The 21,700-nt window shown below is 60.1% G+C and carries 20 protein-coding genes; 2 read left to right on the forward strand and 18 right to left on the reverse strand.

The features are described 5' to 3' along the window. From ACODSV_RS16960 to ACODSV_RS17045, 18 genes are all read right to left on the reverse strand, one after another. Nucleotides 1-804 (reverse strand): ABC transporter ATP-binding protein, encoded by an 804-nt coding sequence (locus ACODSV_RS16960; protein ID WP_024072644.1) that lies wholly within the window; start codon nt 802-804, stop codon nt 1-3. Next, complete coding sequence (locus ACODSV_RS16965; RefSeq protein ID WP_024072645.1) at nt 801-1,949, reverse strand: ABC transporter permease; 1,149 nt, start codon at nt 1,947-1,949, stop codon at nt 801-803. The genes ACODSV_RS16960 and ACODSV_RS16965 overlap by 4 nt, the downstream gene beginning before the upstream one ends. Before the next feature lie 53 nt (nt 1,950-2,002). Continuing rightward, nucleotides 2,003-3,034: a DUF5924 family protein gene (locus ACODSV_RS16970; RefSeq protein ID WP_150054995.1), complete on the reverse strand. Its 1,032-nt coding sequence runs from the start codon at nt 3,032-3,034 to the stop codon at nt 2,003-2,005. Nucleotides 3,035-3,105: 71 nt separating this feature from the next. Beyond that, complete coding sequence (locus ACODSV_RS16975) at nt 3,106-4,488, reverse strand: M16 family metallopeptidase (protein WP_150054994.1); 1,383 nt, start codon at nt 4,486-4,488, stop codon at nt 3,106-3,108. 57 nt (nt 4,489-4,545) lie between these two features. After that, nucleotides 4,546-6,204 carry a Na/Pi cotransporter family protein gene (locus ACODSV_RS16980; RefSeq protein ID WP_150095445.1) on the reverse strand — a complete coding sequence of 553 codons (1,659 nt, stop codon included), beginning with the start codon at nt 6,202-6,204 and terminating at the stop codon, nt 4,546-4,548. Between the two features lie 211 nt (nt 6,205-6,415). Continuing rightward, nucleotides 6,416-7,183 carry a TerC family protein gene (locus tag ACODSV_RS16985; protein ID WP_003214768.1) on the reverse strand — a complete coding sequence of 256 codons (768 nt, stop codon included), beginning with the start codon at nt 7,181-7,183 and terminating at the stop codon, nt 6,416-6,418. 68 nt (nt 7,184-7,251) lie between these two features. Next, entirely contained in the window at nt 7,252-8,559 is a 1,308-nt protein-coding gene (locus ACODSV_RS16990; protein WP_024072649.1) for a CitMHS family transporter, read from the reverse strand. A 312-nt stretch (nt 8,560-8,871) separates the two neighbouring features. Next, nucleotides 8,872-10,833, reverse strand: a complete 1,962-nt coding sequence (locus ACODSV_RS16995) for a DUF7844 domain-containing protein (RefSeq protein ID WP_024072650.1) — start codon at nt 10,831-10,833, stop codon at nt 8,872-8,874. After that, nucleotides 10,830-11,150, reverse strand: a complete 321-nt coding sequence (locus tag ACODSV_RS17000) for a DUF2388 domain-containing protein (RefSeq protein ID WP_024072651.1) — start codon at nt 11,148-11,150, stop codon at nt 10,830-10,832. The genes ACODSV_RS16995 and ACODSV_RS17000 overlap by 4 nt, the downstream gene beginning before the upstream one ends. A 26-nt stretch (nt 11,151-11,176) precedes the next feature. Next, a complete protein-coding gene (locus tag ACODSV_RS17005; RefSeq protein WP_024072652.1) occupies nt 11,177-11,485 on the reverse strand; it encodes a DUF2388 domain-containing protein in 309 nt (102 codons plus the stop codon). A 104-nt stretch (nt 11,486-11,589) separates the two neighbouring features. Further along, nucleotides 11,590-11,910, reverse strand: a complete 321-nt coding sequence (locus ACODSV_RS17010) for a DUF2388 domain-containing protein (RefSeq protein WP_024072653.1) — start codon at nt 11,908-11,910, stop codon at nt 11,590-11,592. 162 nt (nt 11,911-12,072) lie between these two features. Further along, nucleotides 12,073-12,258, reverse strand: coding sequence for a DUF1127 domain-containing protein (locus ACODSV_RS17015; protein ID WP_024072654.1), 186 nt, complete (start codon nt 12,256-12,258; stop codon nt 12,073-12,075). Between the two features lie 260 nt (nt 12,259-12,518). Then, on the reverse strand, nt 12,519-12,734 hold the full coding sequence (locus tag ACODSV_RS17020) for a DUF1127 domain-containing protein (protein WP_003214752.1): 216 nt from the start codon (nt 12,732-12,734) through the stop codon (nt 12,519-12,521). Between the two features lie 318 nt (nt 12,735-13,052). Beyond that, the gene (gene scpC / locus ACODSV_RS17025; protein WP_024072655.1) at nt 13,053-14,546 is read right to left on the reverse strand and encodes a succinyl-CoA:acetate CoA-transferase ScpC; all 1,494 of its coding nucleotides are present in this window, start codon (nt 14,544-14,546) and stop codon (nt 13,053-13,055) included. A 180-nt stretch (nt 14,547-14,726) separates the two neighbouring features. Further along, nucleotides 14,727-16,163, reverse strand: a complete 1,437-nt coding sequence (locus tag ACODSV_RS17030) for an NAD(P)(+) transhydrogenase (Re/Si-specific) subunit beta (RefSeq protein WP_024072656.1) — start codon at nt 16,161-16,163, stop codon at nt 14,727-14,729. Continuing rightward, a complete protein-coding gene (locus ACODSV_RS17035; RefSeq protein ID WP_003220416.1) occupies nt 16,163-16,483 on the reverse strand; it encodes an NAD(P) transhydrogenase subunit alpha part 2 in 321 nt (106 codons plus the stop codon). The genes ACODSV_RS17030 and ACODSV_RS17035 overlap by 1 nt, the downstream gene beginning before the upstream one ends. Before the next feature lie 15 nt (nt 16,484-16,498). Beyond that, the gene (locus tag ACODSV_RS17040; RefSeq protein WP_150054992.1) at nt 16,499-17,620 is read right to left on the reverse strand and encodes a Re/Si-specific NAD(P)(+) transhydrogenase subunit alpha; all 1,122 of its coding nucleotides are present in this window, start codon (nt 17,618-17,620) and stop codon (nt 16,499-16,501) included. Nucleotides 17,621-18,072: 452 nt separating this feature from the next. After that, nucleotides 18,073-18,972, reverse strand: a complete 900-nt coding sequence (locus tag ACODSV_RS17045; RefSeq protein WP_024072658.1) for a LysR family transcriptional regulator — start codon at nt 18,970-18,972, stop codon at nt 18,073-18,075. Nucleotides 18,973-19,129: 157 nt separating this feature from the next. On the opposite strand from ACODSV_RS17045, the gene ACODSV_RS17050 reads away from it, so the two are divergent. Both ACODSV_RS17050 and ACODSV_RS17055 read left to right on the forward strand, forming a co-directional pair. Further along, nucleotides 19,130-20,311, forward strand: a complete 1,182-nt coding sequence (locus ACODSV_RS17050; protein ID WP_024072659.1) for an acyl-CoA dehydrogenase — start codon at nt 19,130-19,132, stop codon at nt 20,309-20,311. Nucleotides 20,312-20,324: 13 nt separating this feature from the next. Then, nucleotides 20,325-21,545, forward strand: a complete 1,221-nt coding sequence (locus tag ACODSV_RS17055) for a CaiB/BaiF CoA transferase family protein (RefSeq protein ID WP_150054991.1) — start codon at nt 20,325-20,327, stop codon at nt 21,543-21,545. Nucleotides 21,546-21,700: the final 155 nt, after the last annotated feature.

Raw genomic sequence — 21,700 nt, forward strand, 5'->3', positions numbered from 1 at the left:
TCATACCTCGTTGAGCGGTTGAGCGGCATCCAATGCCGCGCGGCCCCGGGGGCCGTGGAAATATTCGTGAATCCAGGCGTCGTTCGTTTCCGAGACAACATCGATGGCGTCGGCCACCAGCACTTTCTTCTGCGCCAGCACCGCCACGCGGTCGGTGATGGTGTACAGCGTGTCGAGGTCATGGGTGACCAGGAACACGCTCAGGCCCAGCGCATCGCGCAGGGTCAGGATCAGTTGGTCGAATTGCGCCGCGCCAATCGGGTCGAGGCCGGCGGTGGGTTCGTCGAGAAACAGGATGTCCGGGTCCAACGCCAGGGCCCTGGCCAGGGCGGCGCGCTTGATCATGCCGCCGGACAGCGACGCCGGGTATTTGTCGGCTGCCGACAGTGGCAGGCCGGCCAGGGCCAGTTTGACCGCTGCCAGGTGTTCGGCATCGGCGCGGCTCAGGCCGGCGTGTTCGATCAGCGGCAGTGCGACGTTCTCGGTGACCGTCAGCGAGGAAAACAGCGCGCCCTTCTGGAACAGTACGCCAAAGCGCCGTTCCACCAGGGAGCGCTCATGCTCCGGCAGGCTTGGCAGGTTTTTGCCGAATACCCGCACCTCGCCTTCGCTGGGCCGACGCAGGCCGACGATGCTGCGTAACAACACGGACTTGCCGCTGCCGGAGCCGCCGACCACTGCGAGAATTTCGCCCTTGTACAAATCCAGGTCGAGGTTCTCGTGCACGCTCTGGCGGCCAAAGCGATTGCACAGTCCACGGACCTCGATCACCGCCTCGCTGGGGGCTCGGGGTAGGCGACTCACCAGTTCATCTCCATGAAGAACAGCGCGGCGACCGCATCCAGCAGAATCACCACAAAGATCGATTGCACCACGCTGGACGTGGTGTGGGCGCCGACTGACTCCGCGCTGCCGCTGACCTTGAAGCCTTCCAGGCAACCGATGGCGGCAATCAGGAAGGCGAAGATCGGCGCTTTCACCATGCCCACCAGGAAATGCTGTACGCCAATGTCCGATTGCAGCAGCGAGAGGAACATTGCCGGCGAAATATCCAGGGTCACGGCACACACCACCCCACCGCCGACAATCCCCGAGAGCATCGCCAGGAACGTCAGCATCGGCAGCGCTACCAGCAGCGCCAGCACGCGTGGCAATACCAGCAGTTCCATTGGGTCCAGGCCCAGGGTGCGGATGGCGTCGATTTCTTCGTTGGCTTTCATCGAGCCGATCTGCGCGGTAAACGAACTGGCGGTGCGACCGGCGATCAGGATTGCGGTGAGCAGCACGCCGAATTCCCGCAGGAAGGAAAACGCCACCAGGTCCACGGTAAAAACGGTCGCGCCGAAGCTTTTGAGCACTGTGGCACCGAGGAAGGCCACCACGGCGCCCACCAGAAACGTCAGCAAGGCAACGATGGGCGCGGCGTCCAGGCCGGTCTGTTCGATGTGGGCGACCATGGGGGTCACGCGCCAGCGCTTGGGGCGCAAGATGCTGCGGGCGAAGGTCTCAAGGATCAGGCCGATAAAGCCCAACAGTTGCTTGCTGTCCTGCCAGACCGCATCCACAGCACGGCCGATACGCGCCAGCACCTGGATGCCGGTGGCCTCCTCCGGGGCTTTCTCCGGCACGCAGAAATCATTGAGTGAGCGGTAGACGGTCTTGAGCAGCGCGCGGTCGGCGGTGGACAGGCTGCAATCGGTCTGTTCGGTCGATTGCTCAATGCGGGCCGGCCCCAGCAGCTCCACCAGCAGCGAAGCACCGGCCGTGTCCAGGGCGCCCAGGCCATTGAGGTCGATGCGCGCGCCAGCGTCGTATTGGCCGTCGAGTTTGTCTGACAGCTTCTTCAGGTTGGCGTAGTGGGCAAGCGTCCAGTCCCCCGTAATCCTGAGCAACGGAGGAGCGGTGGACGTATCGAGGTGGGCTGTGCCGGCCGTGGTGCTACTGGTCATAAGCTCCGAGCTTGTCTGCTATCCACAATGCCTACGTAATAGCACGATATAGCCTACTTTGGGTTGTCCGTTTGTGCTGTGTCAGTCACTTTGAAACGCAACACTCCGATCACCTGCCCGTCTTCGGTCAACACACGCACTTGCCAGCGGCCCACCGCGTCGGGCGGGAAGTTCTGCTTGTGCGTCCAGGCGCGGTAACCCTCCTTGCGGCCACCATGGATATCCAGGGCAATACGGTCGACTTCTTTGCCGTTGAATTTCCATACGTGGTAGATCCGCTCATCCAGCCCGCGTGGTGCGTTGATCGCGGTATAGGCATACAGGCCGCCGCTGCGCAGTTGGGCGGCGCTGACTTCGGTGAGGTCATCGCCCGGCGTGCGGTCTTGCAATTGGGTGCTGATGGCCACTTCGGTCATCCACAGGGTTGCCGGTGGTACCCAACTGCGCAGGAACCAGCCGGCGCAGCCAATGGCCGCCGTGACACCCAGCAGCATCGCCCAGCCTTTGAGGCTGCGCAGTGGCAAGCTCACGGCCAGGCTGGGTATCGACAGCACCATGGCCACGCCGAGGGCGAGCTTGTAGCTCTCGGCCGTCGTCAGGTGCAGGATGATCGGCAGCGCGGTCAGCAGTGCGGCGAACAGGGTCAGGGTATGCAGCGCAAGGAACAGCGAACGCTTGGGCGCCAGCCACTTGTAGTACAGCGGGTCGGTGATCGACACCAGCGCCGCCGCGCCAAGCAGCCCGGTGAAGATCGACTGGCCGCTGTTCCAGGTGGTGGTGACGAAAAAGAACGGCAGTACAAAAAACAGACTTTCCTGGTGGATCATCTGGGTGGCATAGCGCAGCAGCGGTTCGGGGATTTCGCGCTTGAAGACTTTGGTGAACAGCTGGGTAAAGCTGTTTTCCAGCATCAGCCACAGCCAGCTCACCAGCATGATCACTGCGATCCAGCTGGCCATGCCCTGCTGGCGGTCCACCAGGATGAAGCTGCTGACCCCCGATATGAAACCGCCGAGTGCGATCACCCCTGGGTAGCGCTTCATCAGTTCGAGGATGCGCTGGATGTAGTGAGTCAGGTTCGGCATTCGGCAGTCACAGTCTTCGTAGGAAAAAATCCCAGACAGAATAACGTCTTAGCCCTGGGTTGGGTGCCTCATTACAGGATCCGTTTGCGATAGCGGCGCATGCCGATCAACACAGTGGCGATCAGCCCCAGCACCCCGGCGCCGATCCAGCTCAGCCCGTCGTAGCTCAGCAGCGGTTTCTCGATACGCCAGTAGCCTGGCTGCTTGAACGCCTCGCGCATGGCCTGGTTGGTCTGCTCCAGGCTGACGGCCTTGATGCGTTTGGCCGGGTCGCTGAAGCGCCCGTTGTTGTAGTCGCCCGAAGCGCTCCAGTAATAGTCGGCCAGGGCGCTGTTGCCCTGCACGGCCCAGGCCTGGCGAGCGATGGCGGCTTGTTTGAGGCGGGTGAATACCGTGGGGTCGAGCCCGTCCTTGAGCAATTGCGCCTTGAGGTCTTGCAGCACCTGTTCGGCTGCAGGGAGGCTATCGCGCTCGAGGTCGGCGTTCAGGCTCAGGAAACCGACACCACCGAGCACTTCGCGTTCGCTCCAGGGGCCGTAGGACAGCCCATGCTTGAGGCGCAGTTGGCGGTACAGCGCCCAATCCAGGTAATCCTTGAGCAGGTCGTAGGTTTCATCATGCTGGTCGTCCAGTACCGGCTCGGGGAACAGCCAGTGCAGTTTGGCGCTGTCACCGACCCAGCCGTGGATCAGGTCGCGGTGGCTGGCGGCGGCGTGTTGGATTTCCGGCAGGGCCAGGTGCTCGGTCGGCTCGACCGGGTCAAGCGCGCCATAGGTGCGTTCCAGGTAGGCCGGCAGCAGCTTGTCGAGGTCGCCGACGATGATCAGGGTCATGTTGTTGGGGGCGTACCAATTTTTGCGCAGTTGCTCCAGCTGGTTGCGAGTCAGTTGGCCAACCTCGGCGCGTTCGGCACATTTGAGCCCCAGTTCGACGGCCAATTGGTTGCTGGCGGTGTGGCCCAGGTCCTGGCGGTCCAGCAGGCGTTGCAGGTGCGAGTAGTGGCCGCCGTCCTCGCGTTCGACGACTTGCTTGGCGGCTTTGATATTGGCGTCGGTCAGCGTGGTGCGGGTGATGATGGCGAGCAGCAGGTCCAGCACCTTGCGCTGGTTTTGCGCGGGGGCTTCGATCACGAAGGTGGTGTCGGCGTTGCTGGTGTAGGCGTTCCACTCGCCGCCCAGGGCTTGCATGCGGTCTTCCAGATCGCCTTCGCCGCCCCCGTCGATGCCACTGAACAGCAGGTGTTCGAGCAGGTGCGGCAGTTCCTTGTCCTCGCAGCTGAAGTCATCCAGGCCCACGCCCACCACCAGGCGAATGGCCACGTGCCCACGTTCGGTGCCCGGTTTGAGCAGCAACTGCAGGCCGTTGGGCAAGGTGTAGCCCTCGACCTGCAGGCGATCAAAGGCAAAGGCGTGTGCAGAGCCCATGAGCAGGCAAGCGAATAACAGGCGACGCATAACAAGCTTCCTGGCGAGTGAGGTCAGTTTTAACTGACTTCACGGGCCACCGTACGTTCAGGGCGAATGTGTGATGTCGGCAATATCTTCGGCGGAAAGTGCGCCGGTGTCGGAGGTTTCCAAGACTACATAGGCACTGCTGCAAAACAATGAGTTCAAGCGCTTCATGTCGGCAATCAGTTCCAGATGCAGGGAACTGGTCTCCAGGCTCTGTACGATCTTGCGCTGCAAGCGGCTGACGTGAGCGTGTGCCAGGCGGCGTTCCTGGGCGCGGAAGCGGCGCTTTTCGCGCAGCAGTTGGCGGGCGCTTTCCGGGTCGGCACTGAGGAACACCGACAGGCCCAGGCGCAGGTTGGCGATCAGTTGGCTGTGCAGGCCGGTGAGTTCTTCCAGGCCCACTTCAGAGAATTGGCGGCGCTGGGAGGTTTTTTGCTGTTGGACTTTGCGCAACATGCGTTCGATCAGGTCGCCAGCCAGTTTCAGGTTGATCGACAGTTCGATGATTTCTGCCCAGCGGCGGCTGTCCTGTTCGCTGAGGTCTTCGCGGGGCATTTGCGCCAGGTAGAGCTTGATCGCGCTGTAGAGCGACTCGACGTCGTCGCTGAGGCTGCGCATTTCCTGGGTGATGGCCGTCTGTTTTCCGCGCAATACTTCACGCATGGCGGTGAGCATGTTGTCGATCAGGTCGCCCAGGCGCAAGGTTTCCCGCGCGGCGTTGGCCAGTGCCAGGCTCGGCGTGCTCAGCGCCGCGAGGTCAAGGTGGCGTGGCTTGGCCTTGCCGTTGGCCTCTTCACGTTCGGGCAGCAGCCAGGCACATAGCCGGGCCATCGGGCCGATGGTCGGCAACAGGATCAGGCAGCGGCTGACGTTGTAGAGCAGATGGAAGGTGATGACCATGCCTTGGGCGCTGTAGTCCAGGCCGTCCATCCAGCGTACTAGCGGGTCGAGCACCGGGATGATCAGCAGCAGGCCAATCAGTTTGTAGAGCAGGCTGCCCAGAGCCACTTGGCGGCCGGCGGCGTTCTGCATGCTGGTGCTGAGGAAGGCCAGCACGCCACTGCCAATGTTGGCGCCAATCACCAGGCCGATCGCCACGTGCAAGCCGATGACCCCGGCGCCGGCCAGGGTAGCGGTCAGCAGTACAGCGGCGAGGCTGGAATAGGAGATCATCGCGAACAAGGCGCCGACCAAGGCGTCGAGCAGGATGTCGCCGGTCAGCGAGGCGAACAGCACCTTCACGCCTTGCGCATGGGTAATGGGCCCGGCGGCTTCGACGATCAGTTGCAGTGCGAGGATGATCAGCCCGAGGCCGATTCCGACCCGGCCCAACTGCCCTGCCCGCGTCTGTTTGCGCGACAGGAAGAAAATCACCCCAAGAAAAATCAGCAGCGGCGACAGCCAGGACAGGTCAAACGTCAGCACCCGCGCCATCAGTGCGGTACCGACGTCGGCACCGAGCATGGTCGCCAGGGCGGGCATCAGCCCCATCAGCCCTTGGCCGACGAACGAAGTCACCAGCATCGCCGTGGCGTTGCTGCTTTGCACCATGGCCGTCACCAGAATACCGGCGACAAATGCCAGCCAGCGCTTGGACATGTTCTGTCCGATGACTTGGCGCAAGTTGGAACCGTAGACCCGCAGGATGCCGGTACGGACAATGTGCGTGCCCCAGATCAAGAGGGTCACGGCGGAAAGCAGATTGAGCAAGGTCAGCATGCTCGGCCCCCCGTGTGGGTGTGCTCCAACAGGAGCTAAGGAGAATTGCCGCGTGCCGTTCTACGTCTTGTACTTAAGCTGTAGTTGGCGAATGGGCTCTGCGCCAGCATCGCATAGCTAAAGTGGGGATTGAAACAAAACTGTCATGAATTCAGCTTTTTGCAGATGAAAAAATGGGGCGCGAACGCCCCATTTCGGCAGCGGATCAATGTTATTGACCCGGAATGTCCTTGCGCAGTTTCACAGGGTCCTGCTGTTTCTTCTTTTTCGCGATGGCTGTGCGCATCTTGATATTCACCGCTTCCACCGCCAGCGAGAACGCCATGGCGAAGTAGACGTAGCCTTTTGGCACATGCACGTCGAAGGCTTCGGCGATCAGCACGGTACCGACCACCAGCAGGAACGACAGCGCCAGCATCTTCAGCGATGGGTGCTTGTCGATGAAATCGCTGATGGTGCCGGCTGCCAGCATCATCACCAGTACCGCAACGATGATCGCTGCGACCATGACCGGCACATGGGAGACCATGCCGACCGCGGTGATCACCGAGTCCAGCGAGAACACGATGTCGATGATCGCGATCTGGATGATGGTGTAGATGAACTTGCCCCCGGCGCCCTTTGGCTCGTCGTGGGTTTCGTCTTCACCTTCCAGGGCGTGGTACATCTCCTGGGAGCTTTTCCACAGCAGGAACAGGCCACCGAAGAACAGGATCAGGTCGCGACCGGAGATGCCTTGGCCGAAGACCACGAACAGATCGTCGGTCAGGCGCATGACCCAGGTGATCGACAGCAGCAGCAGGATGCGGGTGACCATGGCCAGGGCCAGGCCGAAAATCCGGGTGCGCGCCTGCATATGCTTGGGCATGCGGCTGACCAGGATCGAAATCATGATGATGTTATCGATGCCCAGGACGATCTCGAGGGCCGTCAGGGTGAAGAAGGCAATCCAGATTTCCGGATTGGTCAGCCATTCCATGTGTATTCCTTTGAGCAAATGTTAAACCGCGCAAGCTGCAGCGCCGCGCGGTGAGTGGGTCGGTACGATTATAGAGTGCTGAACAGCGGAAAAATCCCCATCAGCAATGCGGCGAACATTATGCACAGGCATACCAGCACTGCCCACTTGAGGGTGAAGCGTTGGTGATCGCCGAATTCAATGCCGGCCAGGGCCACCAACAGATAGGTCGAGGGTACCAGCGGGCTGAGCAAGTGCACGGGTTGGCCAACGATGGAGGCGCGGGCCATTTCCACCGCGGTAATGCCGTAGTGGCTGGCCGCTTCGGCCAGGACCGGCAGTACGCCGTAGTAGAACGCATCGTTGGACATGAAGAAGGTGAACGGCATGCTCACCAACGCGGTGATTACCGCCAGGTACGGGCCCAGGGCTTCAGGGATGACCGCCAGCAGGCTCTTGGACATGGCGTCGACCATGCCGGTGCCCGACAGGATGCCGGTGAAGATACCCGCAGCGAAGATCAACCCCACCACGGCCAATACGCTGCCGGCGTGGGCGGCGACACGGTCTTTCTGCTGTTGCAGGCACGGGTAGTTGACGATCATCGCGATACTGAACGCCACCATGAACAGCACCGGAAGCGGCAGCAGGCCGGCAATCAGGGTGCCCATCAGGGCCAGGGTCAGGGCGCCGTTGAACCAGATCAGCTTGGGACGGCGGGCGTCCGGGAATTGCGACACGCTGATCTCACTGTGGTCGATCTCGTCGCCTTGCAGGTGCAGTTCACCCAGCCGCGCACGTTCACGCTTGCCGTACATGTAGGCAATCACCAGGATCGCCACCACGCCAGCGGCCATGGCTGGGATCATCGGTACGAAGATGTCCGACGGGTCCACATGCAGCGCACTGGCTGCACGGGCGGTCGGGCCACCCCAGGGGGTCATGTTCATCACGCCGCCGGCGAGGATGATCAGCCCGGCCATGATCCGCGGGCTCATGCCGATGCGCTGGTACAGCGGCAGCATGGCGGCCACGCAGATCATATAGGTGGTAGCGCCGTCACCGTCGAGGGACACCACCAGGGCCAGCACGGCGGTGCCGACCGAGACTTTCAGCGGGTCGCCCTTGACCATCTTGAGGATCTTGCGCACGGCCGGGTCGAACAGGCCGGAGTCGATCATCAGGGCAAAGTAGAGAATGGCGAACATCAGCATGACGCCGGTCGGCGCGAGCTTGGTGATGCCTTCGAGCATCATCGGGCCGATCTTCGGTGCGAAACCCCCGAACAGCGCGAACAGGATGGGCACGATGATCAAGGCGATGAGCGCGGACAGGCGCTTGGTCATGATCAGGAACATGAACGTGATGACCATGGCAAAGCCAAGGAAAGTCAGCATAGGAATACTCCAGGCGTAGCGCGACTAGGGAATGGCGAACCGGGTGGTTCAGCGCAGAACGAAAGGCACGAGGCGTACGGGTGGAGGGGGGACGAACAGGTGGGTACGGGCGGACATCGGGAATCACCATTGTTGTTGTTAACAGCCGGTCTGTTGCCGGCAGTGGGGGGCGATCCTAGACGCGTAAGCTTTCAACCAGCTTTCGCTGGGCAAACGGAGGGTGGTGGGAAGACGCACGGTCTACAGGGATACACAGGTCAAATGTGGGAGAGGGTTGGCTCCCACATTTGGAATACGTTTATCTCGGGCATTTCAGGGCAGTTCGAGCCCGCCGGCGGCCTTGTGCAGTGCCCGCAAATGCTCGCCCACTTGCTTGAGGTTGGCTTCACACGCGGCAATCTCAGCGGCACGGGAGGGCTCCAGCAGCGCCCTCACCTCTTTATCCAGCTCGCCGGTGAGGGATTGCAATTGCTTCTGGCGCTCGGCGCTTTCTGATTCGAGGCGTTTGGATTCCGACGGTTGCGGCAAGCCGTAGCCACCACTGCCCAGCAGTTCCGCCGGGCGGCTGAGGAAGCCGCTGTTGGCGAGGATCTGTTGCAGCGTGGCGTTGGCTTTCTCCATGCCGCCATTTTTCAGCTCACGAGCGCCGAGGTAGCGCTGCTTGACCTCATCCTGGGCCAGCATCAGCTGCTTGCGAAAGCTCGCCTGTTCCAGCAACAGCAGCGCGGCGCTGGTGCGCAGGTCGGCCTGGCCGAACCATTGCCGGCGCTCGGCCGCGCTCAGGGATAACCAGTCTTCAACCTGGGTCTGCTTGATCGGCAGGTGTTTGCGCAGTACATCGAACATCGCCTGGTAGCGTTCGCGGAACGAGTCGAAGTGGTAGCCCAGGCGTAACGCCTCGCGTTTGTCCTTCAGTACGCTGGTGTCCGCCAGGCCGCGTGCCTGCAGGACTTCGAGCAGGCCGTTGGGGGTGATGTTGTCGAGCCCGGTCAGTTGCGGATTGGCGCTGCCGCTGCGCAACAGTTTCAGGCTTTCCACCGCACAGTTGTTAGAGATGAAAAAGTAATTGCCGTCGTAGCTCCAATGCATCTCGGCGGCATGCTCAACGGTGTCGTTGATTTCCTGGCGCGTGAGTTTCAACGGCACCGAGGCCAGGCCGCGCAGCTCGGTCTTGGTGTATTCGTCGATCACCTGGGACAGTGGCAGGACGAACAACCGTGACGGGTACTTGCCCACCAGGCCATCCCAGCTCGACAGCTGCACATCGCCGACGAAGGCGCGGTAGGACAACACCAGGTGCTGGTCCAGGTCCAGCCTGCAATCCGGGCCACGGGGGCGCCCGGGCGCGCAGATCACCAGGCGCAACATGCTGTGGCCCCAGCGGCTCACCAGGTTCTGGTTGGCTTCGGCCAGCAGGTAGTCGATCTCATACACTCGCTCCGGATCGACCTGGCCCAGGGGCGTCTTGGCGAAATCGTTACCGGCGTTGAGGAAGGCGTAAGTGCTTGCGCAGGTGTCCTGTGCCGGTGGTGCCCAGCCGAAGTGTTGCTGGTAATAGCGGAACAATGACGGGCGACGGCAGGCGTAGCTTGGGTCGAGGAGAAAGTACTCCATGTTGACCGCAACGAACTCCAGCGGGCTGGTGGTTTCGTAGATATCCGGGCTGCGCGCGACCTGGTGGTTGTGCTGTTCACGCTCGCCGCGGCGGCCGACGTATTGCGGCCAGCCGGCGAGGTCCAGCAGGCGCGGGTCGTCACTGAGGGTGAAACGGCGATCGTTCTGGCCACGGCATTGGTCAGGCAGGCCGATCAAGCCGGTGATGTTGTTCTGGCGGCTGCAACGCTGGATCAGTGTGCGTTCGTCTTTGGACCAGAGGCGCGCACGGTCATAGATGTGGGTCAGTTCATGCAGCACGGTGGCGAGCATTTCCCGGCGCACGGTGCCGTGGGGGCGGTTGGTCTTCTGGGTGGCGGCGCTGCCGTCGGTCAGGCTGGCGAGAAGGTTGCGGTTGAGGTCCAGCTCGGACACCAGGGAAGCCTGGCCATAGGCGTTCCCGGGCATTTGGTCGGTCCAGCCGACATCGATGCGCCGGTCCAGCTGTTCGATGAAGCGCGGCGGCAAGGAGCGCATCGCCTCATCAAGCAATGCCTGGCTGGCCTGCTGTTCAGCCGGGCTCAAGCCATCGGTCTTGAGCCGCAGTTGCAGGCTGGCCTGGGCGGTGCTGGCACACAGCAGCACAACCCCGGCCAGGAGCCAGGCGTTAATGCGCCTCACAGAGCGAGAATGGCTTCGGCGAGGGTCTGGTCACTGGCGTCGCGGGCTTCCGGTACGCGGGTCCGCAGGGTGTCAAAGGCGGCTTCCAACTGTGCACCGCGAATTTCGCCATTGGTGGCGACGAAGCTGGCGGCATCATCGTGGGCTTCGCGCACGATTTTGGAGTCGCGGATGGAGGTGGTGGTGTCCGAGGTGAAATCAATGGTGCGGCCAGAGGCGCGAACAATGATGTTACTGGTGGCCACCAAGGTATGCGCCTGGGCAACGTCTGCCAACAACAGCAGGCCAAGGGTGGCGGCGATCAGCGGGCTACGCATGGAATGACTCCGAAATACAAAGATGATTATTGGACGAGAATTGCTTGCGCCAGTTCAAGGTCGCTGGCGTTAAGTTTTGGCTGGGTACGGCGCAGATAATCCAGCGCTGACTCCAGTCGGGCCCCCCGCCATTGGCCGTCGGTGGCAATGAATGCGGCAGCGTCATCCTGGGCGGCCATTATCAGCTTCCTGTCAAACGGCGCGGAGGTCACCTTGCTGGTGGCGTACGCGCTCACGACGGTACTCTGGGTGGTCAGGTCAAAGGCCGAAGCCGTCGACGACCAGCAGGCCGAAAACAACACAGGAACAATCAACAGGCGGAATGAAAAAGCCATGGGACTCGACAACTGAAAGCGAGCGCCAAGGCTAGCGCAATGCCCGGGCGAGAGCCAGTCCGATGGCATTCAGGGAGCGGCGCTCGCTCCCTGCGTGCTGCGACTTAGATGGCCAGGATAGCCTGGGCCAGTTGTGCGTCAGTCGCGGCGTTCAGTTGTGGCGCTTGTTGGCGGATCTGGGCCAGGGCGCTTTCCAGCTTCACCCCACGAATGGCGCCTTCGCTGGCGACAAAGCTGGCGGCGTCGTCACGGGAGGCGCGCACGACTTTGTTGTCACGCAGCGATGAAGTGGCATCGGAGCTGGCGTCGGAGGTGGCTTTCAGTGCGCCAACGATGGAGTCGGTGGTCACAATGAAACTGCTCGCATTGGCATTGGCAGCCAATACCAACAGGGCGGCAGCACTCAGCAGGCGAAGACGGGACATGGGGGACTCCTGTAGATAAATGGAAAAAGCGGCGCAGAGTGGCCACATGTGAAACGGGCACTGTCGTTGCTATTGAGCATCAGACGCCCGTTCTACAAGGTTCGCCACGTGGTGAGTGGATATTAAGCCGCCGCTTGTCCGTTCGGAAAGCCTCTTGACCGTCTAGTCACGCCAGAACGGTTTGGCCAGCTCTGCCATTCGGTCGGCGTGGCTGATGCCGGCATCCGACAGTTCCCGGGGATCGAGTTGTGCCAGCTGGCGCCGCTCATAGTGACGTCGTACCCACCTGGCGAATGCTGAAGCAGTAAGGATAAGCAGCCGTTTGCTGGACGAAGGACGGAGGTTCATGACGGGGCTTCCATGATTGCTGAAGCACCATGGTGTGCGAGTCCCCGCTGCCGAAACAGGTACACCGGAGTTAAATTGTACTGCTTAATTGTTGTTTTATTTAAACTGTACCGGTTGAGATGAAAGGCTTCTGTTCGGCGATCAAAAAAGCCAGGCCCCAGATACAACAAAGCCCGCCTCCGGTTACCCGGGGCGGGCTTTGTTTTGACAAATCAGGTTGCTGGCAGTGGACCCGTCAGGTCAGGGCCAGCGAGCGCCAATCAGCGCCAGAACGGCTTGCTCAGCTCTTCGTAGCGTTGAGCTTCGCTGATACCGGCGTCAGCCAGCAGACGCGAATCCAGGCGAGCCAATTGATGGCGGCTGGAGATGCGGCGCTGCCACAGCATCAGGTTGGCGAGAACGCGCAGAGGCAGGGAAGCCTGGGTGTTTACAGCTTTTTCTTCGAAGAACAGATCGGAACTGAGTGTACGTTCCATGATGACATCCTTCCGCTTGTGGCGGGATTAGGTAGTGGTTTAACTGATGCCAATGATCCTCCTCCGACACAAGACTCTCTAGATACAGTTCACCTGTATTGTGAGGGGCCAGTTAACTGTTTATAGCGGCTGTACTGTACGGAAATGGAGCAACTGTACCTGTACGCACTGAAATAGTGCGAAATAGGTGTTTTCGATGATGAGTGTGGGATATTTCGGTAGGAAATGACCGGTACAGCAGTACAGTTTTTTGCAAAAAGCTCAGTCAGACAGCCGAGCTGATGAAACTGTGTTTGCATCAGCTCGGATCTGTACCAATCACGCCTTGAGCATATGCCCGGTTTCTTCCAGATTGATGTGCCAGCTCAGTGCTTCGCGCAGGATGTGCGGGGTGTGCCCGCCGATGGCGCAGGCCGATTCGAAGTAGCTGTTCAGCGCATCGCGGTAAGCCGGATGTACGCAGTTGTCGATGATGACCCGTGCACGCTCCCGGGGCGCCAGGCCACGCAGGTCAGCCAGGCCTATCTCGGTCACCAGGATGTCGACGTCATGTTCGGTGTGGTCCACATGGCTGACCATCGGCACCACGCTGGAAATCGCACCGGCCTTGGCAATCGACTTGGTGACGAAGATCGCCAGGTGCGCGTTGCGCGCGAAGTCACCCGAGCCGCCAATCCCGTTCATCATTCGCGTACCGCACACGTGGGTAGAGTTGACGTTGCCGTAGATGTCGAACTCCAGCGCGGTGTTGATGGCGATGATACCCAGCCGGCGAACTACTTCCGGGTGGTTGGAGATTTCCTGTGGGCGTAGTACCAGCTTGTCCTTGTAGTGTTCCAGGTTGCCGAACACGTTGGCGTTGCGCCGTTCCGACAAGGTGATCGAGCTGCCGGAGGCGAAGCTCAGCTTGCCCGCGTCAATCAGGTCGAACGTCGAGTCCTGCAGGACTTCCGAGTACATGGTCAGGTCTTCGAACGGCGATTCGATCAAGCCGCACATCACCGCGTTGGCGATGTTGCCGATGCCAGCCTGCAACGGGCCGAGCTTGTTGGTCATGCGTCCGGCGTCCACTTCCTGCTTGAGGAAGTTGATCAGGTGATTGGCGATCCCTTGGGTGTCGTTGTCCGGTGGTGTCACGGTCGAGGCGGAATCGGCCTTGTTGGTGATCACGATGGCGACGATCTTCTCCGGTGGGATCGGGATCGCGGTGCTGCCAATGCGATCGTCGACGTTCACCAGCGGGATCGGTGTGCGGGTTGGCCGATAGGTCGGGATATAGATGTCGTGCAGCCCTTCCAGGTTCGGGTTGTGCGCCAGGTTGATCTCGACGATGACCTGCTTGGCGAAAATTGCGAAGCTGGCCGAGTTACCCACGGAGGTGGTGGGCACGATATGGCCTTGTTCCGTGATCGCAACGGCTTCGATCACGGCAATGTCGGGCAGCTTGAGTTGGTTGTTGCGCAGTTGCTCGACGGTCTCTGACAGGTGCTGGTCAATGAACATCACCTCGCCGGCGTTGATGGCCTTGCGCAAGGTGCTGTCGACCTGGAACGGCATGCGCCGGGACAGCACGCCAGCCTCGGTCAGTTGCTTGTCCAGGTCGTTGCCCAGGCTGGCACCGGTCATCAACGTGATTTTCAGAGGCGAAGTCTTGGCGCGTTCGGCCAGGGCGTGGGGAACGGCCTTGGCTTCACCGGCACGGGTGAAGCCGCTCATGCCGACGGTCATGCCGTCCTCGATCAGTGCGGCGGCGTCTGCCGCGCTCATGACCTTGTTCAACAGCGAAGGCAAGCGGATACGATCACGGTACATGGATTGTTATCTCGGGCTACGGGAGGCAAGGTGCGCAGTTTAGTGATTTCAAACAATTTCGGCCCGCTACCATGGTCGAATGCCGGGTGCCGATTTAGAGCCTTTTGTCGGGTTTCATGCAGCAATAAAAAACCCTAGCCTACTGGAGGCCAGGGTTTCAGGTATTGCGCTGGCGCAGTGTTATTCGACAGCTTTGACCATGTCTTCGATGACTTTCTTGGCGTCACCAAAGACCATCATGGTCTTGTCCAGGTAGAACAACTCGTTGTCCAGGCCGGCATAGCCGCTGGCCATGGAGCGCTTGTTGACGATGATGGTCTTGGCCTTGAACGCTTCCAGAATCGGCATGCCGGCGATCGGCGAGTTCGGATCGTTCTTGGCGGCCGGATTGACCACATCGTTGGCACCCAGCACCAGCACCACGTCGGCCTGGCCAAACTCGGAGTTGATGTCTTCCATCTCGAACACCTGGTCGTAAGGCACTTCGGCCTCGGCCAGCAACACGTTCATATGCCCAGGCATACGCCCTGCCACCGGGTGGATCGCGTACTTCACGGTCACGCCGCGGTGGGTGAGTTTTTCTGTCAGCTCTTTGAGCGCGTGTTGTGCCCGTGCCACTGCCAAGCCATAGCCCGGCACGATGATCACCGTGTCGGCGTTGGTCAGCAGGAAGGTGGCATCGTCTGCCGAGCCGGACTTCACCGGGCGTGCTTCTTTAGAGCCTGCCGCCGCGCCAGCATCCGGCGTGTTGCCGAAACCGCCGAGCAGTACATTAAAGAAGGAGCGATTCATCGCCTTGCACATGATGTACGAGAGGATCGCACCGCTCGAACCCACCAGCGAGCCGGCGATGATCAGCATCGAATTGTTCAGCGAGAAGCCGATCCCCGCCGCTGCCCAGCCGGAGTAGCTGTTGAGCATCGAAACGACGACCGGCATGTCGGCGCCGCCAATCGGGATGATGATCAGCACGCCGAGCACGAACGCCAGGGCCAGCATCAGCGCAAAGGCGGTGAGGTTGCCGGTGAGCATGAAGGCCAGGCCCAGGCCCAGTGTGGCAAGGCCCAGCACCAGGTTAAGTTTGTGCTGGCCGCCGAACTGTACCGGTGCGCCTTGGAAGAGGCGGAACTTGTACTTGCCCGAGAGTTTGCCGAATGCGATCACCGAACCGGAGAAGGTGATTGCACCAATCGCCGCGCCGAGAAACAGCTCCAGGCGATTACCGGCAGGGATCGAGTCGCCCAGGTGTTTGACGATACCCAGGGATTGCGGCTCGACCACCGCGGCAATGGCGATAAACACCGCTGCCAGGCCGATCATGCTGTGCATGAACGCCACCAGCTCCGGCATCTTGGTCATTTCGACGCGTTTGGCCATGATCGAGCCGGCGGTGCCGCCGATCAGCAGGCCGACAATCACATAGCCGATGCCCGCGGTGGCGAGTTCTGCGCCGAGCTTATAGATGAGGCCCACGGTGGTGAGTACCGCCAGCGCCATGCCGAGCATGCCGAACAGGTTGCCGCGTCGCGATGTGGTGGGGTGCGACAGGCCCTTGAGGGCCTGGATAAAGCAGATAGACGCGATCAAGTAGAGCGTCGTAACCAGATTCATGCTCATTACTTAGGCGCCTCTTCTTTTGCTTTCGGGGCTTTCTTCTTGAACATCTCGAGCATCCTGCGAGTCACCAGGAAACCGCCGAACACGTTCACTGCTGCCAGGGCCACCGCCAGGGTGCCCATGGTCTTGCCCAGCGGGGTCACGGTGAGCGCAGCGGCGAGCATGGCGCCGACGATCACAATCGCCGAAATCGCGTTGGTCACCGCCATCAATGGCGTGTGCAGTGCGGGTGTGACGTTCCAGACCACGTGATAACCGACATAAATCGCCAGCACAAAGATGATCAGGTTGTAGATACCGGGGGAGATAAGCTCTTCCATCGTCTGAATCCCTGCTTAGGCGTTTTTGCGGATGACTTGGCCGTCGCGGCACATCAGGCACGCAGCGACGATGTCGTCTTCGAGGTTGATTTCAAACTGCCCTTCCTTGTTGAAGACCAGCTTCAGGAAGTCCAGCAGGTTGCGCGCGTACAAGGCCGATGCGTCGGCGGCAACGGCACCGGCCAGGTTGGTCGGGCCGCAGATGATCACGCCGTTTTCGACCACTACCTGGTCAGCGACGGTCAGTGGGCAGTTGCCACCCTGGGCGGCGGCGAGGTCAATGACCACCGAGCCGGGCTTCATCTGCGCGACGGTGTCGGCACTGAGCAAGGTCGGTGCCTTGCGTCCAGGGATCAGCGCGGTGGTGATAACGATGTCGGCTTGCTTGGCGCGTTCGTGCACGGCCACGGCCTGGCGTTGCATCCAGCTGGTTGGCATTGGGCGCGCATAGCCGCCGACACCCACGGCGCATTCACGCTCTTCGTCAGTTTCGTAGGGCACGTCGACGAACTTGGCGCCGAGGGATTCGATCTGCTCTTTGACGGCGGGACGCACGTCGGACGCTTCGATCACGGCACCCAGGCGTTTTGCCGTGGCGATGGCCTGAAGGCCGGCAACGCCAGCACCGAGGATCAGCACGCGTGCGGCTTTCACAGTACCTGCAGCGGTCATCAGCATCGGCATAAAGCGTGGGTAGTGATGGGCGGCGAGCAACACAGCCTTGTAACCGGCGATGTTGGCCTGCGACGACAGCACGTCGAGGCTTTGGGCGCGCGAGGTGCGCGGCGCGGCTTCGAGCGCGAAGGCAGTAATGCCGTGTTCGGCCAGCTTGGTGATGATTTCGTTGCTGAACGGATTGAGCATGCCCACCAACACGGTGCCGCTTTTGATCAGCGTCAGTTCGCTGTCGCTGGGGGCGACCACCTTGAGAATCAGCTCGGCGCCAAACGCATCGTTGGCGCTGCCAATGGTCGCGCCTGCCGTTTCATAGGCACTGTCGACGATGCTGGCCTTAACACCTGCGCCGCTTTGTACAGTGACCTTATGGCCCTGGCCGATCAGCTTCTTGATGGTTTCCGGGGTGGCAGCCACCCGTGTTTCACCGGTCTGGGTTTCGAGAGGAACACCAATGTGCACGTCAAATCTCCTGCATGATCTTTTTGCTTTTGATCTTTTTGTAAAAAGGCCAGTGCACCGTGGGTGGCGCATCTGGGGCGGCCGATCAGCACGATCCCGCTGAAATGACAGCGGGGCGCGGCATTTTGCAGGCGAACTTTACGGCCATCAAGGGATTATGACGGGTGACGAAAAATTAACTACAAGTCACCCTGTGACTGATTGTCGCAACACTTTGAAATAACCTCTTTAAATACAGGTATTTAAAGGTGTTAAGGCAATTTTTGAGGTTTTTGTCATCGTCCCGGTGAATAGTCGAGCATTGGCCGAAGATAGTTGCTCAAAGCCAGCAAAGTCATGGCTTTGAGTCATGTTTCTGGAGGACAAGTACAGTCTGTTAAAAAGCGACATATACGTATATCTGTAGGATATAAAAATAGCTGACTACAAGGTCAGCAAATTAACTATGGCCTTCAAATGCTGGGGATGTAGCGCTGTGATTGGTCCACGAGCCAGTCTCTGAACGCATGCAGTGAGGCGGACTCAACTTTTCTCTCTGGAATCATCAGGTAGTACGCCTTGGAGCTGCTCAGTGCGTTGGGGCTTGCGATGACCAATTGGTGTTCGTCGAGCTCTCGTTGGATCAGGAAAGGTGGGATCAGCGCGATGCCCATGTCATGCATGGCCGCCTGGGACAACATCGAGAATAGCTCGTATCTCGGGCCTGTCATGTCGCGGGGGATGTTCAACTGTTGGGCGTTGAACCACTGGCGCCAGGCGTAGGGGCGAGTCGTCTGCTGCAGCAGTGGCAGCTCGGCAATTTCCTGGGGGCTGAAGTGCGTACGGGTTCTTAATAGCCTGGGGCTGCATACGGGGACAGGATTCTCGCCCATCAGCCTGTGGGATTCGGTACCAGACCAGTCGGCATCGCCGAAGTAGATCGCAGCATCGAATTCTGTGTCGGCAAACAGAAAGGGGCGCGTGCGGTTGGTTAGGTTCACCGTCACTTCGGGATGTTGGCGTTGAAAGTCCTTGAGGCGAGGGATCAACCATTGAGTCCCAAAGGTCGGGACCACTGCCAGTTCGATGACGTTTGCCCCCTGCTGCCCCATCACGGACAGCGTATCGCGTTCCACTGCGTCCAATTGCGTCGCGACTCGACGACTGTAGGAGAGCCCCGCTTCCGTCAGTTTGACGCCTCGCCGAGAGCGTCGAAACAGCTCGACACTTAAAAATTCCTCAAGACTGGCGATTTGTCGGCAGATAGCGCCCTGGGTGATGGAAAGTTCTTGCGCCGCCTTGGTAAAGCTCTCGTGGCGGGCTGCCGCTTCAAAACTGACAAGGGCAGTGGTGCTGGGGATTTTTCTACGCATGTACCTTGTACTCACTTATAAAGCGCGTATGCGCCCTTCTCGGTCTTTTCGAAGTGAGAAATTAGCACAACCCTATGCGGAAACCTCGTTTGCCCTCTGCGGTCGTCCGGCCTAGGCTCCTTGCACGACTACTGACTTTCTCTGCGAGGACTTATTCATGGCTGGCAAGGCAAGCTTCAACTGGATCGATCCACTGCTGCTGGATCAACAGCTCACCGAGGAAGAACGCATGGTGCGCGACAGTGCGCAGCAATTTGCCCAGGACAAATTGGCGCCGCGCGTACTCGAGGCCTTCCGCCATGAAAAAACCGATCCTGCGATCTTCCGTGAGATGGGCGAAACCGGCTTGCTCGGCGCAATGATTCCAGAGCAGTACGGTGGCAGTGGCTTGAACTACGTCAGCTACGGGTTGATCGCTCGCGAAGTGGAGCGTGTCGACTCCGGCTATCGCTCGATGATGAGTGTGCAATCGTCACTGGTCATGGTGCCGATCAACGAATTCGGTACAGAAGCGCAAAAACAGAAATACCTGCCGAAGTTGGCCTCTGGTGAATGGATCGGTTGCTTCGGTCTGACAGAGCCCAACCACGGTTCCGACCCGGGCGCGATGATTACACGTGCGCGCAAGGTGGATGGTGGCTACAGCCTGACGGGCGCCAAGATGTGGATCACCAACAGCCCGATCGCCGATGTGTTCGTGGTGTGGGGCAAGGATGATGCGGGGGATATCCGCGGTTTTGTCCTGGAGAAAGGCTGGAAGGGCCTGAGCGCTCCTGCGATTCATGGCAAGGTCGGACTTCGTGCGTCCATTACTGGCGAGATCGTGATGGACAACGTGTTTGTGCCTGAAGAGAACATCTTCCCCGATGTGCGTGGGTTGAAAGGGCCTTTCACTTGCCTGAACTCGGCGCGGTACGGCATCTCCTGGGGGGCCTTGGGCGCGGCCGAGTTCTGTTGGCACACCGCTCGCCAGTACACCCTTGATCGTCACCAGTTCGGTCGTCCGTTGGCGGCGACCCAGTTGATCCAGAAGAAGCTGGCTGACATGCAGACCGAGATCACTTTGGCCCTGCAAGGTTGCCTGCGCCTGGGCCGTATGAAGGATGAGGGCACGGCGGCGGTGGAGATCACATCGATCATGAAGCGCAACTCGTGCGGCAAGTCCCTGGACATCGCGCGCATGGCTCGGGACATGCTGGGTGGCAACGGGATCTCCGATGAGTTTGGTGTGGCGCGTCATTTGGTCAACCTGGAGGTGGTGAACACTTACGAAGGTACTCATGATGTGCACGCCTTGATTCTTGGGCGTGCGCAAACCGGCCTTCAGGCGTTCTATTAATAGGAGCATGGGCATGGGCGCGCTTTCGCACCTGCGGGTACTGGATTTATCGCGAGTCCTGGCGGGCCCTTGGGCCGGGCAGATTCTTGCGGACCTTGGGGCTGAGGTTATCAAGGTTGAGCGGCCGGGTAGTGGCGACGACACGCGGGCCTGGGGGCCGCCCTTCCTTAAGGATGCGTATGGCGAGAACACCAGTGAAGCTGCGTATTACCTCTCGGCTAACCGTAATAAGGAGTCGGTGACTATCGACTTCACGCAGCCGGAGGGGCAGAAGCTGGTACGTGACCTCGCAGCCAAGTCCGATATCCTGATCGAGAACTTCAAGGTGGGTGGTCTGGCGGCTTATGGCCTGGACTATGAGTCGCTCAAGGAGATCAATCCTGAATTGATCTATTGCTCGATCACGGGCTTTGGTCAAACAGGGCCCTATGCGGCTCGGGCTGGTTATGACTTCATGATTCAGGGGCTGGGCGGGCTGATGAGTCTTACCGGTCGGCCAGAAGGCGATGAAGGTGCCGGGCCAGTGAAGGTTGGCGTCGCGCTGACCGACATCCTGACAGGGCTTTACTCGACCGTGGCGATCCTGGCAGCGCTTGCTCATCGGGATCACGACGGCGGTGGCCAGCATATCGATATGGCGCTGCTTGACGTGCAGGTGGCTTGCTTGGCCAATCAGGCGATGAATTACCTGACGACGGGAGTGTCACCCAAGCGCCTGGGCAATGCGCATCCGAATATCGTGCCTTATCAGGATTTCCCAACGGCAGATGGTGACTTCATCCTGACCGTGGGTAACGACGGACAGTTTCGCAAGTTTGCTGAAGTCGCCGGGCAACCGCAGTGGGCGAATGACCCGCGGTTTGCCACTAATCAGGCACGGGTTGCCAACCGCGCGACGCTGATCCCGCTGATTCGCCAGGCGACGGTCTTCAAGACGACGAGTGAGTGGGTATTGCAACTCGAACGGGTGGGGGTTCCGTGTGGGCCAATCAATGATCTGGCGCAGGTGTTTGCTGATCCGCAGGTCAAGGCGCGTGGTTTGGCGATGGCGTTGCCCCATGCGCTGGCAGGGAGTGTGCCTCAGGTTGCCAATCCTATCCGACTCTCCAAGACACCTGTGGAATATCGCAGTGCGCCTCCACTGCTGGGGGAGCATACAGTTCAGGTACTCCAGGAGGTACTGGGATTGGGTCCGGCTAGCGTGGCTGCTTTAAGAGAGGCGGGGGTCATCTAAATAACGCTTCTTCTATATAGGAGCGCCCGGGTCCCATATAAAACAGTTTGGTGGTTTTTTAATCAATGTTAACTAATTGATAAGAAAGCAAAATAAAGGGTTGACGGCAGATTCTGGAAGTCTATAATTCGCCCCACTTCCGGCGCAGTCGAAAC

The organism is Pseudomonas sp. FG86, from assembly GCF_057808775.1.